At 68.5% G+C, this 19248-nt stretch carries 19 protein-coding genes; 9 read left to right on the top strand and 10 right to left on the bottom strand.

Going from position 1 to position 19248, the window contains the following annotated elements; all coding sequences use genetic code 11:
- Nucleotides 1-82: 82 nt before the first annotated feature.
- Nucleotides 83-1027: a hypothetical protein gene (locus KIT25_01505; protein UYN95652.1), complete on the top strand. Its 945-nt coding sequence runs from the start codon at nucleotides 83-85 to the stop codon at nucleotides 1025-1027.
- The gene (locus KIT25_01500) at nucleotides 1024-1674 is read left to right on the top strand and encodes a hypothetical protein (protein ID UYN95651.1); all 651 of its coding nucleotides are present in this window, start codon (nucleotides 1024-1026) and stop codon (nucleotides 1672-1674) included. The genes KIT25_01505 and KIT25_01500 overlap by 4 nt, the downstream gene beginning before the upstream one ends.
- Before the next feature lie 15 nt (nucleotides 1675-1689).
- Here KIT25_01500 and KIT25_01495 read toward each other — a convergent pair whose 3' ends face one another.
- The gene (locus KIT25_01495) at nucleotides 1690-2856 is read right to left on the bottom strand and encodes a hypothetical protein (GenBank protein UYN95650.1); all 1167 of its coding nucleotides are present in this window, start codon (nucleotides 2854-2856) and stop codon (nucleotides 1690-1692) included.
- Between the two features lie 200 nt (nucleotides 2857-3056).
- On the opposite strand from KIT25_01495, the gene KIT25_01490 reads away from it, so the two are divergent.
- Nucleotides 3057-3521, top strand: a complete 465-nt coding sequence (locus KIT25_01490; GenBank protein UYN95649.1) for a DUF2569 family protein — start codon at nucleotides 3057-3059, stop codon at nucleotides 3519-3521.
- A gap of 39 nt (nucleotides 3522-3560) precedes the next feature.
- Here the strand turns inward: KIT25_01490 and KIT25_01485 are convergent, their stop codons facing one another.
- Nucleotides 3561-4337 (bottom strand): two pore domain potassium channel family protein, encoded by a 777-nt coding sequence (locus KIT25_01485; protein UYN95648.1) that lies wholly within the window; start codon nucleotides 4335-4337, stop codon nucleotides 3561-3563.
- A gap of 109 nt (nucleotides 4338-4446) precedes the next feature.
- On the opposite strand from KIT25_01485, the gene KIT25_01480 reads away from it, so the two are divergent.
- From KIT25_01480 to KIT25_01465, 4 genes are all read left to right on the top strand, one after another.
- Nucleotides 4447-5247, top strand: a complete 801-nt coding sequence (locus tag KIT25_01480) for an enoyl-CoA hydratase/isomerase family protein (protein ID UYN95647.1) — start codon at nucleotides 4447-4449, stop codon at nucleotides 5245-5247.
- 16 nt (nucleotides 5248-5263) lie between these two features.
- Nucleotides 5264-6040, top strand: a complete 777-nt coding sequence (locus KIT25_01475) for an SDR family oxidoreductase (protein ID UYN95646.1) — start codon at nucleotides 5264-5266, stop codon at nucleotides 6038-6040.
- 944 nt (nucleotides 6041-6984) lie between these two features.
- A complete protein-coding gene (locus KIT25_01470; GenBank protein UYN95645.1) occupies nucleotides 6985-7884 on the top strand; it encodes an NAD(P)-dependent oxidoreductase in 900 nt (299 codons plus the stop codon).
- Nucleotides 7881-8570: an alpha/beta hydrolase gene (locus KIT25_01465; GenBank protein UYN95644.1), complete on the top strand. Its 690-nt coding sequence runs from the start codon at nucleotides 7881-7883 to the stop codon at nucleotides 8568-8570. The genes KIT25_01470 and KIT25_01465 overlap by 4 nt, the downstream gene beginning before the upstream one ends.
- Before the next feature lie 12 nt (nucleotides 8571-8582).
- On the opposite strand, the gene KIT25_01460 is transcribed toward KIT25_01465, so the two are convergent.
- Genes KIT25_01460 through KIT25_01435 form a run of 6 tightly spaced genes read right to left on the bottom strand, consistent with a single transcriptional unit; the run spans nucleotide 8583 to nucleotide 15270 of the window.
- Nucleotides 8583-9800 (bottom strand): CoA transferase, encoded by a 1218-nt coding sequence (locus KIT25_01460; GenBank protein ID UYN95643.1) that lies wholly within the window; start codon nucleotides 9798-9800, stop codon nucleotides 8583-8585.
- Nucleotides 9801-9815: 15 nt separating this feature from the next.
- Entirely contained in the window at nucleotides 9816-10796 is a 981-nt protein-coding gene (locus KIT25_01455; GenBank protein ID UYN95642.1) for an ATP-binding cassette domain-containing protein, read from the bottom strand.
- Nucleotides 10793-11773 (bottom strand): ABC transporter ATP-binding protein, encoded by a 981-nt coding sequence (locus tag KIT25_01450; GenBank protein ID UYN95641.1) that lies wholly within the window; start codon nucleotides 11771-11773, stop codon nucleotides 10793-10795. Before KIT25_01450 ends, KIT25_01455 begins: the two co-directional genes overlap by 4 nt.
- A complete protein-coding gene (locus KIT25_01445; protein ID UYN95640.1) occupies nucleotides 11770-12696 on the bottom strand; it encodes an ABC transporter permease in 927 nt (308 codons plus the stop codon). Before KIT25_01445 ends, KIT25_01450 begins: the two co-directional genes overlap by 4 nt.
- 2 nt (nucleotides 12697-12698) lie before the next feature.
- Nucleotides 12699-13616: an ABC transporter permease gene (locus KIT25_01440; protein UYN95639.1), complete on the bottom strand. Its 918-nt coding sequence runs from the start codon at nucleotides 13614-13616 to the stop codon at nucleotides 12699-12701.
- Nucleotides 13617-13629: 13 nt separating this feature from the next.
- Nucleotides 13630-15270 carry an ABC transporter substrate-binding protein gene (locus KIT25_01435; GenBank protein ID UYN95638.1) on the bottom strand — a complete coding sequence of 547 codons (1641 nt, stop codon included), beginning with the start codon at nucleotides 15268-15270 and terminating at the stop codon, nucleotides 13630-13632.
- A 253-nt stretch (nucleotides 15271-15523) separates the two neighbouring features.
- Here KIT25_01435 and KIT25_01430 point away from each other — a divergent pair, with 253 nt between their 5' ends.
- Nucleotides 15524-16012, top strand: a complete 489-nt coding sequence (locus tag KIT25_01430) for a MarR family transcriptional regulator (protein ID UYN95637.1) — start codon at nucleotides 15524-15526, stop codon at nucleotides 16010-16012.
- Here the strand turns inward: KIT25_01430 and pobA are convergent.
- Nucleotides 15991-17172, bottom strand: a complete 1182-nt coding sequence (gene pobA / locus KIT25_01425; GenBank protein ID UYN95636.1) for a 4-hydroxybenzoate 3-monooxygenase — start codon at nucleotides 17170-17172, stop codon at nucleotides 15991-15993. The genes KIT25_01430 and pobA overlap by 22 nt on opposite strands.
- Before the next feature lie 173 nt (nucleotides 17173-17345).
- Between pobA and KIT25_01420 the strand changes: the two genes are divergently transcribed.
- A complete protein-coding gene (locus KIT25_01420; protein ID UYN95635.1) occupies nucleotides 17346-17621 on the top strand; it encodes a hypothetical protein in 276 nt (91 codons plus the stop codon).
- Nucleotides 17622-17632: 11 nt separating this feature from the next.
- Here the strand turns inward: KIT25_01420 and KIT25_01415 are convergent, their stop codons facing one another.
- Complete coding sequence (locus KIT25_01415) at nucleotides 17633-19225, bottom strand: ABC transporter substrate-binding protein (protein UYN95634.1); 1593 nt, start codon at nucleotides 19223-19225, stop codon at nucleotides 17633-17635.
- Nucleotides 19226-19248 lie beyond the last annotated feature (23 nt).

Genomic DNA, 19248 nt, shown 5'->3' with positions numbered 1-19248 from the left:
CGTTCTGCCGGTGATCGGCACGGTCGATGTCCTGTAGGGACCGGCATCCGCAGCCGCGGCCATCCCGCAGGAGGAAGCCCCGATGTCGAAGCCGAACGCCGTTTGCCAAGCGGACGGAACCGCCGCGAGCGAGGTCGCCCGTCGGCTCGTCCTGGCGGCGGCAGCCGCCGCGGCGCTCGCCCTGGCGCCCTCGCCTGCGCTGGCGAACGAGGACGCCGAACGCGCCAACCGCCTCCTGCTGGCGCCGCAGGACGAAGCGAACGCCCTGGCGACGATCGTCGGCTGCACGCCGCGCGACATGACCAATCGGGCCGGAGACAACGGCTACGGATGCGCGGGCAACAACTACCAGTTCCTGGTGGCGCGCACGTCGGCCGGCCGGCTCGACAGCGTCGTCTTCATCGTGGCGTCGGGACAGCGGAGTTGGGGAGTCGAGCCGCTCATGGAGAAATTCCTCGAGCGCTATCTGTCGCGAACCCGCATCCTGCAGATCGGAACCATGCTCGGGACCCGGGAACGGGAGAGTCGCCTGGGCAACATCGTCGTCGAGAACCTCGGCATCGGAACGAGCGGCCAGATCCTGCGGCTCAGTCACGGCACGGCGAAGCAGGAGGCCGCCGCCACCCTGCGCAAGAGGAACGCCGAACACTTCGCGTCGATGGAGCGGGTCCTCGGCAGCGGGGTCGCCCTGCGCGGCGTCTACATCGACGAGGGCGGCATAAGAAGCCAGAGTCACAGGATCGAGGTGTCGTTCAGCGACTACGATGCGGCCAAGGGCACGTTCCGGGCGCGCATGAAATGGCAATCGGGCTCGGTGCTGGCCCTCGCCGGCAAGGCGAACGGCAAGACGATCTCCCTCATGGAGACGGCCTGGATCCAGAACCCGACGAACAAGTCCGGTCGGTTCAACCGCTACGACGGGGTCGTGACCGCGTCGAACATCGAGGGCTGGCTGTGCACCAACGGCTCGCTGGCCGGGAAGTGCGACCGGGCGAAGTCGCGCTTCTCGCTGGAGCTCGCGCCATGACCGCGCGTCGGCGAATCCAACCGGACCGGCGCGAATCCTGGACCATGGTCGGCACGACCGTCGCCCTCTCGCTGGCGGCGACCGGCGAGGCCTTCGCCCAGGCCGCCCGCGGCGGCGACTCGGGCGGCGGCTTCCTGCCGGGACTGATCGTCACCCTCCTGATCGTCGCCGGTGCGGCCTATTTCTTTCGCGACCGCATCCGCCGGCAACTCGAGCAGGATCGCGCACGCGCCGCCGGGATCGCGGCGACTGCGGCGGGCCGGACGCAGCTTCACGGCCAGGTCGCGGCCCTGCGCATCGTCGCCATCGTGCTTCTCGTGGTGGCCGCGCTCGTGACGATCATCCTGCTGGTCAAGATCAACAACACCTCGAGCTGGGCGCTGCGCTTCGACTCTCGCGTGCACGAGCAGCTCGGCTGGTGGAGCATGGGCACGGGTCTCGCCTGGATCCTGGCGCTCGCGGCCGTCGTGCTGTGGCGCGTCGCGGCACGGAATCTCGGCCGCGCCGTCGCCACCCGGATCGCCGAGATCCGCGCGCGCCTCGTCGCCATCGAGCACGAGCTCGAACGCCGCGCCGACGGCACGAGGGCCGACCTGCGCGGCGAGAAGCAGATGCTGGAGTCCGAACTCAGGCAGCTCGGCGCCTGAGCCGCCGGGCGGCACCTACGGCTCGACCCGGATGTCGACCGGGTCACCGAAGAGACGCAGCCGCTGCTGGCCGGCACGCGTGGCAGTGAACACGACCGCCCGCACCGGCGTGTCGCCGCCGCAGGCGTCGCTGTAGCGATGGCCGACGCCGCCGTCCGACCACGCGCCGATCGAGAGCGTCGGCAGTTCGCCCGCGACCTCTTCCCAGGACGGTGGCGGCTCGCCGCATCGCCCGCGCTTGCCGTGAACGACGATCGCCTCGCCCACCTTGGCGACGACCGACGGCTGCCAGGCAACCGGCTGTCCCGCCCTGTCGATCGCCGTCGGGCCGGCCGGCCCGGCATCGGCGACCGGCGGCGCCTCCGCCGGCTCGACCCGGATGACCACCGGATCCTCGTAGAGCATGAAGCGGTCCTCTCCCGGCCGGGTGGCGGTGAACACCACCGCGCGCGCCGGCGTCGGGCCGCCGCAGGAGCGGCTGACGCGATAGCCGACGCCGCCGTTCGACCAGACGCCCGTCGACAGGTTCGGCAAACCCTGGAACGTCTCCTCCCACGACACCGGCTGCTCGGCACACCGCCCGCGCTTGCCGTGGATGACGGCCGATTCGCCCACCTTGAGGACGGTGAGCTCGCGGTTGAAGATGTGCTGCCCGGTCATGTCGATCCTCGGCGCGCCCGGCAGCTTGGAGGCGTCGACGGGACGCCACCAGTCCTCGGCGACGGTCAACCCGACGAAGCTCGCCGCGCCAAGCAGCAGCACGGCGGCGGCGATCGCCGGCTTCCAGCCCGACCGGCGCCCGGACGTGCCGGTGGTGGCGGACGGCGGATCGGCGGCGTCCCCCGCGTCGCCCTCCTCCGCGTTGCCCTCCTCCTCGACGGCCGGCCGGCGCCGCTGCACGTCGCCGTAGAGTCGGTTCCAGAGCTCCTGCACCTCGCCGTCCATGCCCTCGACCTCGAGCAGCAGGGTGAGGATGCGGAAATTGCGGCGGCTCGGCGCATGCACCCCCTGCCGCCAGTTGTTGAGGTTCTTCAGCGCCGTCTCGTAGGAGCTCTGCGTGCTCTTTCTGGTGAAGCTGCAATAGGCGCTGGCGAGCCGGCTGTTGTCGAGATGGCCGCGCTCCAGGCACAGCGCGTCGAACAGGGTGTGCCACTCCACGCACTTGCTGAACTTGCCTTGCATCGCACTCTCGACACCAGATTTCACAGCGAGTGCGCCAAGGGTTAGCTACCTTGCAGATGCTTTGCAACCTCTTGAAACGGCTTGCCAATTTCCCAGGTTTCTCGATTCTTGCAAGGCTGGAGCCTCGGCTCGCGAGGGCCCCCACTCAAGGCCGTGGCGACGCCGGCAGGGCAGGGACTGGCCTGGCAAGGAGAAGAGACATGCGGGAGTGGAAGCAGCTCAGCATCGACGAAGCCAAGGCGCATCCACTCTACGGAGTGAAGGGCTGGCTCCTGGTCGTCCTGGTCCTCTTGGCGTTGGGAGCGCTCAACGTGCTCTATGGCCTGCTGACCTATTCCGAAACGGCGGCCATATACGGCGCCTATACGCCGCTCTACATCGTCGTCTCCGCGGTTGGCGGCTTGATCGGCGCCTGTCTCGCCTATCTCGGCTTCACCAGGGATCGCCGCTTTCCGAAGTACGTCGTCACCTGGCTCTATGTCGTCATCGCGCTCGGAGCGTTCAATCTGCTTTGGACGCCCTTCGTGGTCGCCGCCGGGATGCGCTCGTTCGTGATCGGTGCCGGGATTCTCGGCCTCGTCCACATTGCCCTTCTCATCTGGTACTTCAGGGCCTCGAAGCGCGTGAACGTCACGTATTTCCACCGTGAACGGGCGGGTGCCTGACCTGCCGGACATCGTTCCGGATCGTGGCAAGCCTCGGCGTCAGCCAACCCCCTCGGTCTCGATGTGCAGCACCCGTCCGCAATGCTTGCAATGGACGGCGTCCGCATCGTGCACCAGCAGGCCGCAGTCGGGGCATTCGTGGTGGACCTTGCTCGGCCGGAAGATCGCCTGCAGCAGGCGCAGGAACAGGCCGACGCCGACCACCATGATGACGACGGCGAGGATGCGGCCGCCCGGCCCGGTGAGCGTGATGTCGCCGAAGCCGGTGGTGGTCAGCGTGGTGATGGTGAAATAGAGCGCGTCGACGTAGGTGACGATCTGCGGGTTGATGTTGTGCTGGGTGACGAACACCAGCGACGTGACGATGAAGATGAAGACGCCGAGATTGACCGTGCGCTGGATGATGTCCTCGTGGCCGCGGAACCACGGCGAATCGCGCCGCAGGTCGCGCAGCAGGTGGTAGGAGCGCAGCAGCCGGAGCGCGCGGGCGATGCGCAGGAAGGCGAGGTTCTCGACGAACAGCGGCAGCAGCAGGGTGGCGATGACGACGATGTCGGCGACCGCGACGAAGCTCAGCAGCGCCTTGCGGCGCGACGGCTCGGCATAGAGCCGGGCGGCGAACTCGACCGACAGCAGCACCGCCAGGGCGAGGTCGAGCGCCACCACCCAGCCCCGCACGCCGACCGTCGACGAGACGAGAAAGGCCGCGATGGTGACGACGTCGAACGCCACCAGCCCGTAGCGGAAGCGGCGCGCCTCGCGGTCGCCGCCGAAATAGAGTCGCTGGAGTCTGTCCCGCAGGGGCACGGTCTGCATCCGCCGTGGATAGCACCCGCGCGGGCCGCATGGCAGCCCTCGTCGCGCGGGTTGCCTTTGCCGTCCCGCTCGGTCAGCCTGCCCGGCAACCGAGGAGGAAACCGAGACCATGGCCGTCGTCGAAACCGAACGTCACGGACAGGTGCTGGTGGTGCGGATGAACCGCCCCGAGCGCCTCAACGCCCTCAACCACGAGATGCGCAGCGAGCTCGCCGAGATCTGGTCGGACTTCCGCCACAGCAAGGAGCTCGAGGTCGCCATCTTCACCGGCGCCGGACGCGGCTTCTGCGCCGGCGAGGACATGAAGGAATCGCTGCAGTCGGGCACGCCGGGCGGCAAGCGGCCGGCCAGGGAAGACCCGTTCATGGCCGGCACGCTCGAGAAGCCGGTGATCGCCGCGGTCAACGGCTTCGCCATGGGCGGCGGCTTCATGCTGGTCGAGCGCACCGACCTCCGGCTCGCCGTGCCGGAGGCGGTGTTCGAGGTCTCCGAGGCCAAGCGCTGGCTGCTCGGCGGCTACAATCACGGCCACATCGCCAACCTGCCCTACCCGGTCGCCATGGAGATGGCGCTCGGCTTCCGCTTCACCGCGCAGCGCTTCCACGAGATCGGCTTCCTCAACCGGCTGGTGCCGGCCGACCGGCTGATGCCGGAGGCGCTGGCGATGGCCGAGCACCTGCTTAGCCTGCCGCCGGCGTCGCGGGTCAACACCGTGCACATGATGCGCCAGATGCGGCCCGCGCCGACGGCGCAGCAGGAGAAGCTCGCCAGGGCGCTGCACGAGCACGGCGCCAAGAGCGACCTGATGGAATCGCGCGCCGCCTTCGCCGAGAAGCGCAAGCCCGACTTCAAGGGCTGGAACGATCCGCAGGACCGCTACCGCCTGCCGACCCTCGATTCGGTGAAGTGACGGCGCGGCGCGGGGCATGCGGTTCACCAACAAGGTGGCGCTGATCACGGCGGCGGCCAACGGCATCGGCCGCGCCACCGCCGCCATCATGGCGCGCGAGGGCGCCACGGTGATCGCCGCCGACAACCACGAGGGCCGGCTGGCCGAGGCCGTGCCGGCGCTGCGCCGCGAGATCGGCGGCTCGGTCGGCCGGGTCGAGGGCCGCCAGGTCGACGCCCTCGACGCGGCGCAGGTCGACCGGCTGGTGGCCGACACGCTGCGCGATCACGGCCGGATCGACATCCTGGTCAACGCCGTCGGCGGCAGCACGGTGATCGACGATCCGACGGCGACCACCGACAGGCTGAGCCTCGCCGACTGGCAGAAGCTGATCGCCTTCAACCTCGACGGCACGTTCCTGTGCTGCCACGCCGTGATCCCCGCGATGAAGCGCCAGCGCGCCGGCAAGATCGTCAACCTCGCCTCGATCGCCGGCCGCGGGCTGAGCTTCAACAGCTCGAGCGCCTATGCCGCGGCCAAGGGCGGCATCATCGCCTTCACCCGCAAGCTCGCCCACGAGCTCGGGCCCGACGGCATCAACGTCAACGCGATCGCGCCCAGCGTCACCCTGACCGAGCGCATCCGGCCGCACTGGGAGAAGCGCTCGCAGGCGGCACAAGCGGAGGAGATCGAGCGCACGCCGCTGCGCCGCGTCGCCGAGGCGGTCGACCAGGCCCGCGTGATCTGCTTCCTCGCCTCCGAGGACGCCGACTTCGTCACCGGCCTCACCATCGACGTCACCGGCGGGGTGTAGCGGGGGACGAGGCCCATCGGGCCGTCGTCTCCGGGCCGATGCAATGAATGCCACCGAAGGGAGATGTCCCCGAATCCGGCAGACGGCGAGGCCTTCAGTTGTGTTCGGGTGCATTGCGCAGACCACGTATGCAAGATGGCGGCGCAGGGCGCCCTCCGGTAGCGCACACGTCGCACGACGAGGACGAGGGCAGCGCCCCCCGAGATCGGAACGATTATTTCGGCCCGCAGGGCCGCCCGAACGGCGCTTGTTTGAGCTCAACCAGGAGCGGACGAAGGTGGGACGCTGACATCTGTGCGGATGACAAGATGCTTGTACGAACTCATACGATATGCCATACAGGGCAATGGCCTTGCTCGATCCCAAGTGGCGCCGGGGAGTTTCCGGTATTTGCGGTATTTCCGCCGGCCGATTTTCGTTCGACGTCATACGATGGCGGCCGCCGGCGACCCGGCAGGGGACTTCCCGGCCTTTCCGGCCTTTCCGCCACGGGCAAGACGTTCGTGTACAGGCAATGTCCCTCTCCAGCGGAGGGGGCGACCCGGCCGGATGGGGTTACGGCAGTTCCTGCAGTTTCTGCAGCGGCCTTTTCGCCTTCGCGGGCGCCGGTTCCGCCCCTCCGGCTGGTTCCCGCAGTCTCCGCCAGTGCGCTACCGGGTCGAACGCCGGAAAATTTGGTCCAGTTTCGCCGCCGCGGGAAAGGAGTGTGGGCACCCCTCGTCGCTACATCTGGACGCGGGGCGAATTGATTCCCGTTTTTTAATTCGGGCGACCCAACCTGTTGGGGCGGCTCGCCCCCTCTCCTCGCCTCTCCCCCTGTCGGGGGAGAGGAAAATGAAGGCGGGCGGCTGCATGGGGCACGGCTGCGGATGGGACAGCGGCGGCAAAGGGCGCTACATCGGCCATCGGTGAAGGCGGCGTCCCGTCGCCGTCAGGGAGGGAACATGGCCGGCAAGGTCGGATTCATCGGGCTCGGCGCCATGGGCGGGCCGATGGCGCTCAACCTCGCGAAGGCGGGGTTCGAGCTGGTGGTCCACGACATCGACGCGGCGAAGACCGGGCCGCTGCGCGCGGCCGGCGCCGCGGTCGCCGGCTCGGCCGAGCAGGTCGCCGCCGCGGCCGAGCGCACGGTCGTCATCGTCGAGACCACCGAGCAGGTCGAGGCGGTGACCATCGGCGGGCACGGCATCATCCGCGGCGCGAAGCCCGGCCACGTCGTCGCCTGCATGGCGACCATCGACCCGTTCGCCGCGCAGGCCATCGCCGACCGGCTGGCGGCGGTCGACATCGCCATGCTCGACGCGCCGGTGAGCGGCGGCACGGCGCGCGCCCGCTCGGGCGAGCTGTCGGTGATCGTCGGCGGCAGCGCCGACGCGCTCGCCAGATGCGCCGACCTGTTCGCGGCGATGGGCAACCGGACCTTCCATGTCGGCCCGCTCGGCAGCGGGCTCGCCATGAAGCTGGTCAACAACATGCTGGTCCAGGTCAACACCGTGGCGGTGGCCGAGGCCCTGGTGCTGGGCGTCAAGGCGGGGCTCGATCCGCAGACGATCTACGAGGTGGTGCGCGTCTCGACCGGCGCCAGCGCCGCCTGGGAGATGCGCGTGCCGCGCATCCTGGCCGGCGACTTCGCGCCGGGCGGCACGGTCGACATCTCCTACAAGGACCAGGAGCTGGAGACCGCCTTCGCCAAGCGGCTGGGCGTGCCGCTGCTGCTCGCCAACCTGACGCAGCAGGTCTACCAGATGGCGCGCGCCGAAGGGCTCAACAAGCAGGACGGGGCGGCGATCGTGAAGGTGTTCGAGCGCCTGGCGGGCGTGACGGTGAAAGGCGGCGGGCAATGACCACCTTCGTGCTGATCCACGGGGCCTACCAGGGCGGCTGGATCTGGAACCGGGTCGCCGAACGCCTGCGCGCACGGGGCCATCTCGTGCTGGCGCCCACGCTGGACGGCTGCGCCGAGCGCAAGGACCAGGTGCGCGCCGGCATCACCACCGAGACGCACGCCGCCGAGATCGCCCTGCTGCTGTTCTACCGCGACCTGAAGGACGTCGTCCTCGCTGGCACCAGCACCGGCGGCATGGTGATGGCGCGCGCCGCCGAGCTGGCGCGCGAGCGCGTCGCCCGCGTGGTCTTCGCCGACGCGCTCGCCCTGCTCGACGGCGAGGCGCTGCCCGACATCGTCAAGCGGCCGACGGCGGTGAACACCGAGCTGACCACCGGGCCGTCGCGCCACGATTTCGAGACGCGCCTGTTCGCCGACCTCGACCCGGCGACCAAGGCGTGGGCGCTCGACCGCTGCACGCCCCATCCGATCGCCGCCATGGAGGCGCCGGTGCGGCTCGAGCGCTTCTGGGACCTGGCGTGGGACGCCTCGGTGATCTGGTGCAGGCGCAGCGCCAACCCGCCGCGCGCCCACCAGCGCCGCGCGGCGGAGCGCCTGAACGGCCGCTGGCACGAGCTCGACACCGGCCACTATCCGATGCTGACCGAGCCCGAGGCGCTGGCCCGCCTGATCGCCGAGGGCTGACGGGCGTCGATGTCAGATGACGCCGCGCCGGCGCAGCTCGCCGATCCGGTCCGGGCCGTAGCCGAGCTCGCCCAGCACCGCGTCGTTGTGCTCGCCGAGCTCCGGCGCGATGCCGGGCCGGGCCGGCGTCTCGGAGAACTGCCAGGGCGTGCCGTGGACCTTGAGCTTGCGGCCGTACTTGGGATAGTCGACGTGGGTGACGTAGCCGTTGGCGATCACGTCGGGATCGTTCGACGCCTCGAGCATGGTGTTGATCGGCGCCGAGACGATGTCGGCGCCGCGCAGCTTGGCCACCCAGTCGTCGCGCGCGCCCGTCGCGAACAGCTCGTCGAGCAGGGCCAGCAGCTCGATCCTCCTGGCGTCGTTGTCGATTATGACACCGAGCTTCTCGAAGCCGGCCTGCTTGAGCCTCGGCATGAAGCCGAGCGCGGTCATGGCGTCGCTCCAGTTCTCCGGGCCGGTGAGCTGGAAGACCAGCGGCTTGCCGTCGCGGTCGTTGAACGAGGCGCTGATGCCCGGCCGCTCGGCGGTGCCGGTGACGCGCGCCTGGCCGGTGACGGGGTTCCGGTCGCGCCACATGGTGGTGGTGAAGGTCCAGCCCATCAGGCGCACCAGCGAGCCGAGCAGCGACAGCTCGATCTTCTGGCCCTGGCCGGTGGCGCGCGCATGGGTGAGCGCCGCGAGCGCGCCGCCGAAGGCCAGCATGGCCGTCGATTCGTCGGCCACCGAGGCGATGCCGGTGCGCATCGGCTGGCCGGGCTGGGCGTAGGCCTCGGCGATGCCGCCGAGCGCCTGGGCCATCGAATCGGTGCCCGGCAGGTGGCCGTTGGGGCCGCGCGTGCCGTAGCCCGAGATCGAGACGTAGACCAGCCTGGGGTTGACCTTGCGCAACTCCTCCCAGCCGAAGCCGTTCTTCTCGGCGGCGCCGGGGCGGAAGTTCTGGCCGAAGATGTCGGCGCGCGCGACCAGCTCGTGCAGGATGGCGCGGCCCTCGGCCTCCTTGAGGTTCAAGGTCACGCTCTTCACGCCGCGGTTGTTGGTTTCGAAGAAGGTGCTGGGCATGCCGGGCAGGACGGTCATGCGCCGCGAGCCGTCGCCGCCCCTGGGGGTCTCGATCTTGATCACGTCGGCGCCGAGGTCGGCCATCAGCATGTAGGGAACGGTGCCGGCCTGCGCGGTGGAGCAGGACACCACCTTCACACCGTGGAGCGGACCGTGCGGCTGGGACATGACGCGTTCCTCTACTCAAGCGTTGTCGAACAGGTGGCAGGAGACGAAGTGGCCGGGCGATACCTCGCGCAGCGCCGGCTCCTGCCGGCTGCAACGCGGCATCGCCCACGGGCAGCGCGGATGGAAGTGGCAGCCGTGCGGCGGATTGAGCGGCGACGGCACCTCGCCGCGCAGCTCGATCTCCTCCGCGCTGCGGCCGGGCCAGGCCACCAGCACGGCCGAGAACAGCGCCTTCGTGTAGGGATGGCGCACGTCCTCGAACAGCGACGCGGTCGGCGCCTTCTCGACGATCTTGCCGAGATACATGACGACGGTGTGGTCGGCCATGTGGCGCACCGTGGCGAGGTCGTGCGCGACCAGCAGGTAGGCGACGTTGTCCTGCGCCTGGATGTCTTTCAGCAGGTTCATCATCTGGGCGCGGATCGACACGTCGAGCGCCGAGACGGGCTCATCGAGCACGATCAGCTTGGGCCGCGAGGCGAGCGCGGCGGCGAGCGCGATGCGCTGGCGCTGGCCGCCGCTGAACTCGTGCGGATACTGCTCGGCCTGCTCGGGGCGCAGGCCGACCTGTTGCAGCAGCTCGCGCACGCGCCCGGCGATGCTCTCGCGGTCGCCCCAGCCGTTGACGATCAGCGACTCGGCGACGATGCGGCCGACCTTCATGCGCGGATTGAGCGACGACCATGGATCCTGGAACACCGCCTGGACCTTGGCGCGGTAGGCGCGCAGCGCCTCGCCGTCGAGGCCGTGGATCGGCTCGCCCTCGAGCAGGACGCGGCCCTCCGTCGGCTCGTCGAGGTTGAGGATGATGCGCGAGGTCGTGGTCTTGCCGCAGCCCGATTCGCCGACCAGGCCGACCGTCTTGCCGGCCTCGATCTCGAAGGAGACGTCGTCGACCGCCTTGATCTGGCCGAGCACGCGGGCGAACAGGATGCCCTTGAGCAGGGGAAAGTGCTTGCGCACGCCCTCGACGCGCAGCAGCGGCCCGCCGGTCACGACGCGCCGACCTTCCAGCAGTCGGCGGTGTGGGCGTCGCCCACCGTCACCGTGCCGGGATACGCCTCGAGGCAGCGCGGCTCGACCAGGGCGCAGCGCGAGGCGAAGCGGCAGCCGGCCGGCAGGTCCATCAGCGACGGCGGCTGGCCGTCAATGGTGGTGAGGCGGCCGGCGCTGCCGGTCATCCTCGGCACCGACGCGATCAGGGCGCGGGTGTAGGGATGCTGCGGCGCCTCGAAGATCCGCTGCACCGGGCCGCACTCGACGATGCGCCCGGCATACATCACCGCCACGCGGTCGCACATGCGGCCGACGACGCCGAAATCGTGGGTGATGAACAGGATCGCCATGCCGGTCTCGGCCTGCAGGCGCTTCAGCAGCTTGAGGTACTGGAGCTGGATGGTGACGTCGAGCGCCGTCGTCGGCTCGTCGGCGATCAGCACCTCGGGCCGGCCGCTGATGGCGATGGCGCCGACCACGCGCTGCTTCATGCCGCCGCTCATCTGGTGGGGATACTGGCCGATGCGCTGCTCGGGCGCGGCGATCTCGACCCGGCGCAGCGCCGCCACCGCCTCCTTCATCACCTCCGACAGGCTGGCGCCGCTTCGTCGGCGCACGATCGCCTCGCGCAGCTGGTCGCCGACCGAGAACACGGGGTTGAGCGACGTCTGCGGATCCTGCAGCACCATCGAGATGCGCCTGCCGCGGATCTCGCGCATCTCGGCGGGCGAGCGCCGCAGGATGTCCTCGCCGCCCAGCAGCACCTCGCCCTCGACCGTGCGCGCCGCGCCCTTGGGCAGCAGGCGCATCACCGACAGCGCGGTCAGGCTCTTGCCGCAGCCCGATTCGCCGACCAGGCCGAGCACCTCGCCGCGCCGCAGCGAGAAGCTCACGCCATCGACCGCCTTGACCACGCCCCGCCGCAGGAAGAAGTGCGTGTGCAGGTTGCGGACGTCGAGGACCGTGTCGGCGCTCACAGCTGGCGCAACCTCGGATCGAGCCGGTCGCGCAGCCAGTCGCCGAACAGGTTGACCGACAGGACGAGGAGCGTGATGGCGATGCCCGGGATCAGTGCCACCCACCAGGCGTCGGCGATGCGGCCGCGGCCTTCCGAGATCATCAGGCCCCAGGTCGGGGTGGGCGGCGGGATGCCGGCGCCGAGGAAGCTGAGCGAGGCCTCGGCGATGATGACGACGCCGATGTTGAGCGTGACCAGCACCATGAAGGTGTTGAGGACGTTGGGCAGGATGTGGGTCGCCATGATGCGCAGCGACGAGCAGCCGCGCACCTTGGCGAGCGCCACGAAGTCGCGCTGGCGCAGCGCCAGCACCTCGCCGCGGATGACGCGGGCGAAGCTCGCCCACAGCAGCAGGCTGATGGCCGTCACCAGCGTGCCCATGCCCTGCCCGAGCGTCACCGCGAGCAGCAGGGCGAAGAGGATCGCCGGGAAGGTGAAGGCGGCGTCGACCAGGCGCATCAGGATGCCGTCGACCACGCCGCCGACATAGCCGGCGACGATGCCGATGACTAGGCCGACGCCGCCGCCCGCGGTCAGCGCCAGCAGGGCGACCAGCAGGCTGACTCTGGCGCCGTAGATCAGCCGGCTCAGGGTGTCGCGCCCGAAAGCGTCGGTGCCGAGCAGGTACTTCGTGCTGCCGCCCTCCATCCACGCCGGCGGCAGCAGCCGGTCGCGCAGGGTCTGGTCGATCGGCGAATGGGGCGCCAGCAGCGGCGCGAACAGCGCCATCACCACGATCGTGGCGATGATGGCGATCGGCACCCAGGGCACGCGCGCGGCGCGGCGCCCGAACGCGGGTACCCGCGCCGGCCAGACGAGGCGCCACAGCGACAGCCGCGGCGCGACGGTTTCGGGCGAGGGCGGACGTTCGGCGAGCGCCACGGTCAGGCCAGCCTGATGCGCGGGTCGACGTAGGCATAGAGGATGTCGACGCCGAGGTTGATGGTGAGGATGAGGATGGACTTCAGGATGATCACGGCCTGCAGCAGCGGGAAGTCGCGATAGATGACGGCCTCGTAGGTGAGCCGGCCGACGCCTGGCCAGGCGAACACCGTCTCGGTGACGATCGCGCCGGTGATGAGGTTGCCGACGAAGACGCCCCACAGGGTCAGCACCGGGATGAGCGCGTTGCGCAGGCAGTGCTTCCAGATCACCACACTCTCGCTCAACCCCTTGATGCGGGCGAGCTTGACGAACTCGCTTTCCATCACCTCCAGCATCGAGGAGCGGGTGATGCGCATGAAGCCGGCGACGAGGAAGGTGCCGAGGGTGATGACCGGCAGGACGTAGTGCTCGGGGCCGCCCATCCGGCCCGACGGCAGCCAGCCGAGCTCGACGCTGAAGAAGAAGATCAGCAGGATTCCCAGCCAGAAGTTCGGCATGGCGATGCCCAGCACGGCCACCGTGCCGGCCGCCCTGTCGAGGAGGCCGCCACGGTTGAGCGCCGCCACGACGCCGAGCGGGATGCCGAGCATCATGCCGAGCAGGATCGCCCAGGGGATGAGCACCAGCGTATTGGGCAGCCGGTCGAAGAAGGCCTCGGCGGCCGGCTGCTTCATGCGGATCGAGTTGCCGAGGTCACCCTGCACGGCATTGCCGACGAAGATGGCGAACTGATCGAACAGCGAGCCGTCGAGGCCCAGGGTCTGAACGAGTGCGGCCCGATCTTCCGCGGTGGCGTCCTCGGGCAACATGAGGTCGACCGGATTGCCGGTCAGCCGCCCGAGGAAGAACACGATCGTCGCCACGAGGCAGAGCAACACCGCGCCCTGCATCAGCCGGCGCGCGATGTAGCGCTTCATGACGTGGCGGGTCTCACTTCTTCCAGGGCTTCTGCTCGGGCCGCGGGATGCGCTCGAAGACGTCGCCCAGCTCGTGCCGGCCGGCGATCGCCTCGAACTGGCCGACCTTCTTGGTGTTGATGGCGTAGTAGCCCATGCCCTCGATGATGGGGACCACCGTCCAGGTGTTGGAGACCAGTTCGACCATCCTGTCGGTCAGCGCGGTGCGCTTGGCACGATCCAGCTCCGAGCCGAGCGCGCGATAGACGTCGACGAACTCCTTGCACGGCCCGGCGCAATTGTCCTTGTCGCCGAGCAGGCGCTGCGTGCTCTCGGGCGAGAAGCCGCCGTTGTAGCGCCATGGCGCATCGGGCCGGCCGGCGGTGCGATACATCGACGCCCAGCCCGTGAGCTGCGCCTGGTCGCCGCGCTCGAGCGGCGCGAACGAGCCCCACTCGTAGTGCTTAAGCGTCACCTTCACGCCCACCTTGGTCCACATGTCGGCGATCGCCGTGCCGATGTCGACCATGTACTGGGTGCCCGGCAGGGCGGTGTTGGCGAACTTGAGCTCGAAGCCGTTGGGATATCCCTCCTCCGCGAGGATCTTCCTGGCCAGCGCCGGATCGTAGCGAAAGGCCTCGGCCGCCCATTTGCTCCAGCGGTCGGCGCTGAAGAAATCGGTGTAGCCGAAGGTCGCGAAGGGATGCGGCGTGCGCGCCTTGCCGTTCATCACGTGGTCGATGACCTGCTTGCGGTCGATCGCAAGCGACAGTGCCTGGCGCACGCGCGGCTTGGCGATCGGCTGATCCTTCACCTCCGGCCGCCAGGTGCCGTAGAACTGGAAGATCGCCTGCATCGTGCCCGGCACCGACAGCACCTCGAGGCCGGCACGCGACGCACCCAGCATGGTCTCGGGTCCGATCGAGGCGATCGCCGCCTCGCCGGTGCGCACCATTGCCACGCGGGTGCTCTCCTCCGGAACCAGCAGGATGTGCAGATCCTTGAAGTGCGGCCGGCCGCGCCAGTGCGGCGTGGTGACCGCGGTGAACTCGATGCGATCGCCCGGCACGTTGCGCACGAACTTCCACGGGCCGCTGCCGATCGGCTTCTTGCGATACTCCTCCTCGCCGACCTTCTCGATGTAGTTCTTCGGCATGATGGCGCCTTCCGGCGCCACGGCGCGCGACAACCCCGCCGGCAGGCCGATCTGCGGGCTGGTCGTATGGACCTTGACCGTCAGGTCGTCGACCACCTCGACGCTCTTGATCGTCCGCCGCATGGTCGCCGCCGCGGCGGCGAGCGACCCCGGCCCCATCTGGCGTTCGAGGCTGAACTTGACGTCGTGCGCCGTCAGCTTGTCGCCGTTGTGGAAGGTCTGGCCGGGCCGGATGAAGAACGTCCAGGTCATGCCGTCCGGCGACAGTTCCCAGCGTTCGGCGACGCCGGGGCCGACGCCGCCCTTCTCGAAGTTGAAGCCGACCAGGGAGTCGTACATCACCGCCTGGTAGACGGCGTTGCCGGGCCGACCCTCGAGAATCGGGTCGAGGGTCTGCGCTCCCAGCGATTCGACGGCGAAGACGAGCGTACCCTTCTGGTCCTGAGCCTGCAGCGGCGTGAACGCGGCGACGGACATGACGCCAGCGAGGGCGGCGGCCCTCGCGAATTGCCGGAACATGAGTTCCTCCCTAGGACAGCCTTGTACTCGGTGCTCTTGGACTCAAACGCGCGGCTCTTCGACTATCGGGCTCGTGTCGAAAACTTGTCAATAGCGCGACGGCCTGGATCGAGGTTCGCGGTGCGAGGCTGTCGTTCGCAGGATCGTTCGACGCTGAACCGGGCCGGCGCCGCACCGACATGCGCCCGTTCCTTGCCGGCGTTGCCTCGCTCTCCTAGGCTATGATTCACAACGACGAAGCGGAGGGTGCGTCGTGGACTCGGCCAGACACGCGAACGGACAAGTCGCATCCCGGTCCGCCGCCATCGACGTCGGCGTACTCGACGACAGCATCGGCTACCTGCTGCGACGGGCGCAGGTCACCGTGTTCCAGCGATTCTTCGAGGTTTTCGCCGAAGTCGGCTTGCGCCCCGGCCAGTATTCCGTCCTGGCCGTGATCGAGCGCAATCCGGGCCTGCGCCAGACGCAGCTGGGCGACGCGCTCGGCATCAAGAAGGCCAATCTGGTGGCGATGATCGACAAGCTGGAGGAGCGCGGACTGGCGCGCCGCCTGCCGGCGGCGAACGACCGCCGTTCGCATGCGCTTCATCTGACGCCCAGAGGCAGCGCCCTGATGGTGCGCCTGCACCGGCTCAACAGCCGCCTCGACCAGAGGTTTTCGCAGGTCCTCGGCACCGACGACCGCCGGCGGCTCTGCGACGCCTTGCGCCGCATCTCCGCTCAGAACGGCAAGCCGACGTAGTTCTCGGCCAACGCCGTCTGTGCCGCGCGCGAGGACGCGAGATAATCGAGCTCGGCCTGCTGCATGCGCGCTTCGAAGCTCGCCTCGTCGTGCAACTTGTGCAGCAGGTTGGTCATCCACCAGGAGAACCGCTCGGCCTTCCAGACGCGGGCGAGCGCGGTCTCGCCGTAGGCGGCGAGCAGTGCGCCGTCGCCCCGGCGATAGTGCGCGACCAGGGCATGCCGCAGATAGTGGACGTCCGACGCGGCAAGGTTCAGTCCCTTGGCGCCGGTCGGCGGAACGATGTGAGCGGCGTCGCCGGCGATGAACAGGCGGCCGTGCTGCATGGGTGTCGACACGAAGCTGCGCAACGGCGCGATGCTTTTCTCGATCGACGGGCCGGTGGTCATAGTCGCCGCTGCCTGCGGCCCCAGGCGGAGCTTGAGCTCATCCCAGATCCGTTCGTCCGGCCATTCGTCGATGTCCTCGTCGAGGCGGCACTGAACGTAGTAGCGGCTGCGGGTCGGCGACCGCATCGACGCGAGCGCAAACCCGCGGGCGTGGCTGGCATAGATCAGTTCGTGCGAGCACGGCGGCACCTCGGCCAGGATGCCGAGCCAGCCGAAGGGATACTCGCGCTCGAAGGTCCGGAAGACGGACGACGGCAGCGACGGTCGGCTGACCCCGTGATAGCCGTCGCATCCGGCGACGAAGTCGCAGGTGAGTTCACGCGCCTCTCCGCCGACACGATAGGTCAGTCGCGGCCGCTCCGTGCCGACGTCGTGGATCGTGACGTCCGCCGCTTCCCACACGATCGGGCCGTCGCCGGCCAGACGCACGGCGATGAGGTCCTTGGTCACCTCGGTCTGACCGTAGACGGTCACGGTCTTGCCGACGAGCTCGCGGAAGTCGACGCGAAAGCGGTACCCGCGTACGGCGAGTTCGACGCCATCGTGAACGAGTCCCTCGCGATGAAGGCGGTCGGCGACGCCGGCCTGCTCGAGCAGCGACACCGTGCCCTGCTCGAGGACGCCGGCACGGATGCGCCCCTCGACATAGTCGCGCGATCGGGCTTCCAGGATCACGCTGTCGATACCCTCGATCTTCAGCAGCCGTGCGAGCAGAAGGCCCGCCGGCCCTGCCCCGATGATGCCGACCTGAGTTCTTCGCAGGGCTGACATGGTCTCCGTTGTCTCCGTCGCAATAGTAGGCCGGGAGGCGCTGGCGCTGCATCCGATTTGTTTGTCACCCCAACAATATCGCCTCACGAACGTGCGACTTGGCAATGTCGCCTTCGGGTTGTAGGGGTACTGGCGCGCGGCAGTGCCAGACGGCGCGGAGAGCCCACGGGGGAATGAGTCCTACTTTTACCGTTGCCTTGCTGGTTTGCGCGATCCTGGGTGCCTTCCTGGGCTGGTCCTACGGCACGCGGCATCTATACCGCCGCCCGCGGTCGAGATGGGCGTCGGACGAGATTCCCAAGGAGCGCATCAGCAGGCGATTGTTGGCCCGCCGCAAGCGGCAGCGCATCGAGTATGCGCTGACCGCCGCGGTGATCGCTCCCGTCATTCTCTATGTGACGTTCGTCGGGTTCAATACGCTCGTCGACATGATGCGCGCCGCCAACTGACGGCGCGCCTGCTATTTCTTGTCGTCGATCCAGACGTCTTCGAAGCGCGTGCCGTTGTAGATGCTGTTCACATGCAGGGTGACGCCCTTGACATGCGGCTGCCAGCAGCCTGCCGCCTTGTTGTGCGAGATGATCGGCCGCGCGATGTCCTCCTGCAGCTTGCGGTCGATCTCCCAGACGAGCTTCTGCCGCTTCTTCTGGTCTGTTTCACGCGACTGCGCGGCGAAAAGCTTGGTCATCTCCTCGCTGCAGTAGTTGTTGTAGTTGCGCAAACTGCCGCAGGCATAGCCTTCGAGGAAGACGACGTCGGGATCGTCGACGCCGGCGCCCGTCAGGTTGAGGGCGACCACGTAGTCCTTCTTGAAGACGCGGCTGTAGTACACTGCGGTGTCGATGATCTCGAGCTCGCCGTCGACGAAGATGTGGCGGAGCTGGTCGATCAGAATCACGGCCGGATCACGGAATGGCGCGATGTTGCGCGTGCTGATCTTGATCTTCAGGCGCTTGTCCTCGCCGTAGCCCGCCTGCTTCATCAGGTGGCGCGCCTCGGCGCGGTTCTTCTCGACGTCGCCGTGGCCGATGACGCCCTTCAGCATTTCCGGCGGCAGGCCCCAGACGCCGTCGGGCGGTGGCAGCAACGCCCCTCCTTGGGTGGCCTGGCCTTCGCTCAGGATGTCTATGAAGGCCTGGCGGTCGAGCGCCAACGCCATGGCGCGCCTGACCTTCGGGTTGTCGAAGGGAGGCGCGTCGCGATTGACGATCAGGTTGGTGCTGACGCCGGTGGCACGCAGGGTACATTGCGCATGCGGCGCCTCCTTCCGGATGTCCTTGAGCAACGGCACGGTGACATCGGTCGGGAAGGTCATGTCAAAGCGGCCGGCGATGAAGGCCAGCATGCGTGTCGACCGATCCGGGATGATGGTGAATTCGATGGCGTCGAGATAGGGCCGGCCCTGCTTCCAGTAGCCTTCGTTCTTCACCAGCCGGATGCTCTCCTTCATCTTGAATTCGGCGAGCTTGAAAGGACCGGTGCCTACGGGCTTACGGCGCATGTCGGCCGGCGACACATGGCAGGGATAGATCGGGGTGTAGCCCGATGCCAGCAAGGCAAGCAGCGCAGGTTGCGGCTCTTTGAGGTGCACGGTGACCTGAAAGTCACCGTCGACGGTGGTCTTTTCGACGTTCGTGTACCAGGCACGACGCGGATTGCGCCGCAGCTTGTCCGGACTCAAGAGCAAATCGAAGGTACAGGCGACGTCCTTGGCGGTGAATGGCTCACCATCGTGCCACTTTACGCCTTGACGCAAGGTGAAGGTCAGCTGACGCCCGTCGCCGTTCCAGCTCCATTTGGTCGCCAGATCGGGCACGATGGAGTCGAAGCTGTTCTTGGCGACGTTCTGGTCGAACATCACGAGGTTATTGAACACGCTCATGAACGGTACTGCCGCAGACACCGTCGCTTCCTCGTGGATCGAGGTGCTGGGGGGTGTGTCCATATGCTGGATCTTGAGAGTGCCGCCCGACTTCTGGGCGAAAGCGGTACCAGCCGCAACCACGCTCGCAAACAACGCGACAAACGCCACACGCAAGACAAGCTTGTTCATGGTGGCCTCCTCGCCGAAGCGGC

Origin of the sequence: Enhydrobacter sp. (assembly GCA_025808875.1) — a bacterium.
In the GTDB taxonomy this organism is placed as follows: domain Bacteria; phylum Pseudomonadota; class Alphaproteobacteria; order Reyranellales; family Reyranellaceae; genus Reyranella.
The sequence above is the reverse complement of the archived record's forward strand: the minus strand, read 5'-3'. Positions and strand labels throughout refer to the sequence as shown.

What these genes read in the sequence shown, in the direction of transcription:
- KIT25_01500 (UYN95651.1), top strand. Translation starts at nt 1,024, where the DNA reads ATGACCGCGCGTCGGCGAATCCAACCGGACCGGCGCGAATCCTGGACC.
- KIT25_01465 (UYN95644.1), top strand. Translation starts at nt 7,881, where the DNA reads ATGACCACCTTCGTGCTGATCCACGGGGCCTACCAGGGCGGCTGGATC.
- KIT25_01435 (UYN95638.1), bottom strand. Translation starts at nt 15,270, where the DNA reads ATGTTCCGGCAATTCGCGAGGGCCGCCGCCCTCGCTGGCGTCATGTCC.
- KIT25_01420 (UYN95635.1), top strand. Translation starts at nt 17,346, where the DNA reads ATGAGTCCTACTTTTACCGTTGCCTTGCTGGTTTGCGCGATCCTGGGT.
- KIT25_01490 (UYN95649.1), top strand. Translation starts at nt 3,057, where the DNA reads ATGCGGGAGTGGAAGCAGCTCAGCATCGACGAAGCCAAGGCGCATCCA.
- KIT25_01470 (UYN95645.1), top strand. Translation starts at nt 6,985, where the DNA reads ATGGCCGGCAAGGTCGGATTCATCGGGCTCGGCGCCATGGGCGGGCCG.
- KIT25_01415 (UYN95634.1), bottom strand. Translation starts at nt 19,225, where the DNA reads ATGAACAAGCTTGTCTTGCGTGTGGCGTTTGTCGCGTTGTTTGCGAGC.
- KIT25_01460 (UYN95643.1), bottom strand. Translation starts at nt 9,800, where the DNA reads ATGTCCCAGCCGCACGGTCCGCTCCACGGTGTGAAGGTGGTGTCCTGC.
- pobA (UYN95636.1), bottom strand. Translation starts at nt 17,172, where the DNA reads ATGTCAGCCCTGCGAAGAACTCAGGTCGGCATCATCGGGGCAGGGCCG.
- KIT25_01505 (UYN95652.1), top strand. Translation starts at nt 83, where the DNA reads ATGTCGAAGCCGAACGCCGTTTGCCAAGCGGACGGAACCGCCGCGAGC.
- KIT25_01480 (UYN95647.1), top strand. Translation starts at nt 4,447, where the DNA reads ATGGCCGTCGTCGAAACCGAACGTCACGGACAGGTGCTGGTGGTGCGG.
- KIT25_01495 (UYN95650.1), bottom strand. Translation starts at nt 2,856, where the DNA reads ATGCAAGGCAAGTTCAGCAAGTGCGTGGAGTGGCACACCCTGTTCGAC.
- KIT25_01440 (UYN95639.1), bottom strand. Translation starts at nt 13,616, where the DNA reads ATGAAGCGCTACATCGCGCGCCGGCTGATGCAGGGCGCGGTGTTGCTC.
- KIT25_01475 (UYN95646.1), top strand. Translation starts at nt 5,264, where the DNA reads ATGCGGTTCACCAACAAGGTGGCGCTGATCACGGCGGCGGCCAACGGC.
- KIT25_01485 (UYN95648.1), bottom strand. Translation starts at nt 4,337, where the DNA reads ATGCAGACCGTGCCCCTGCGGGACAGACTCCAGCGACTCTATTTCGGC.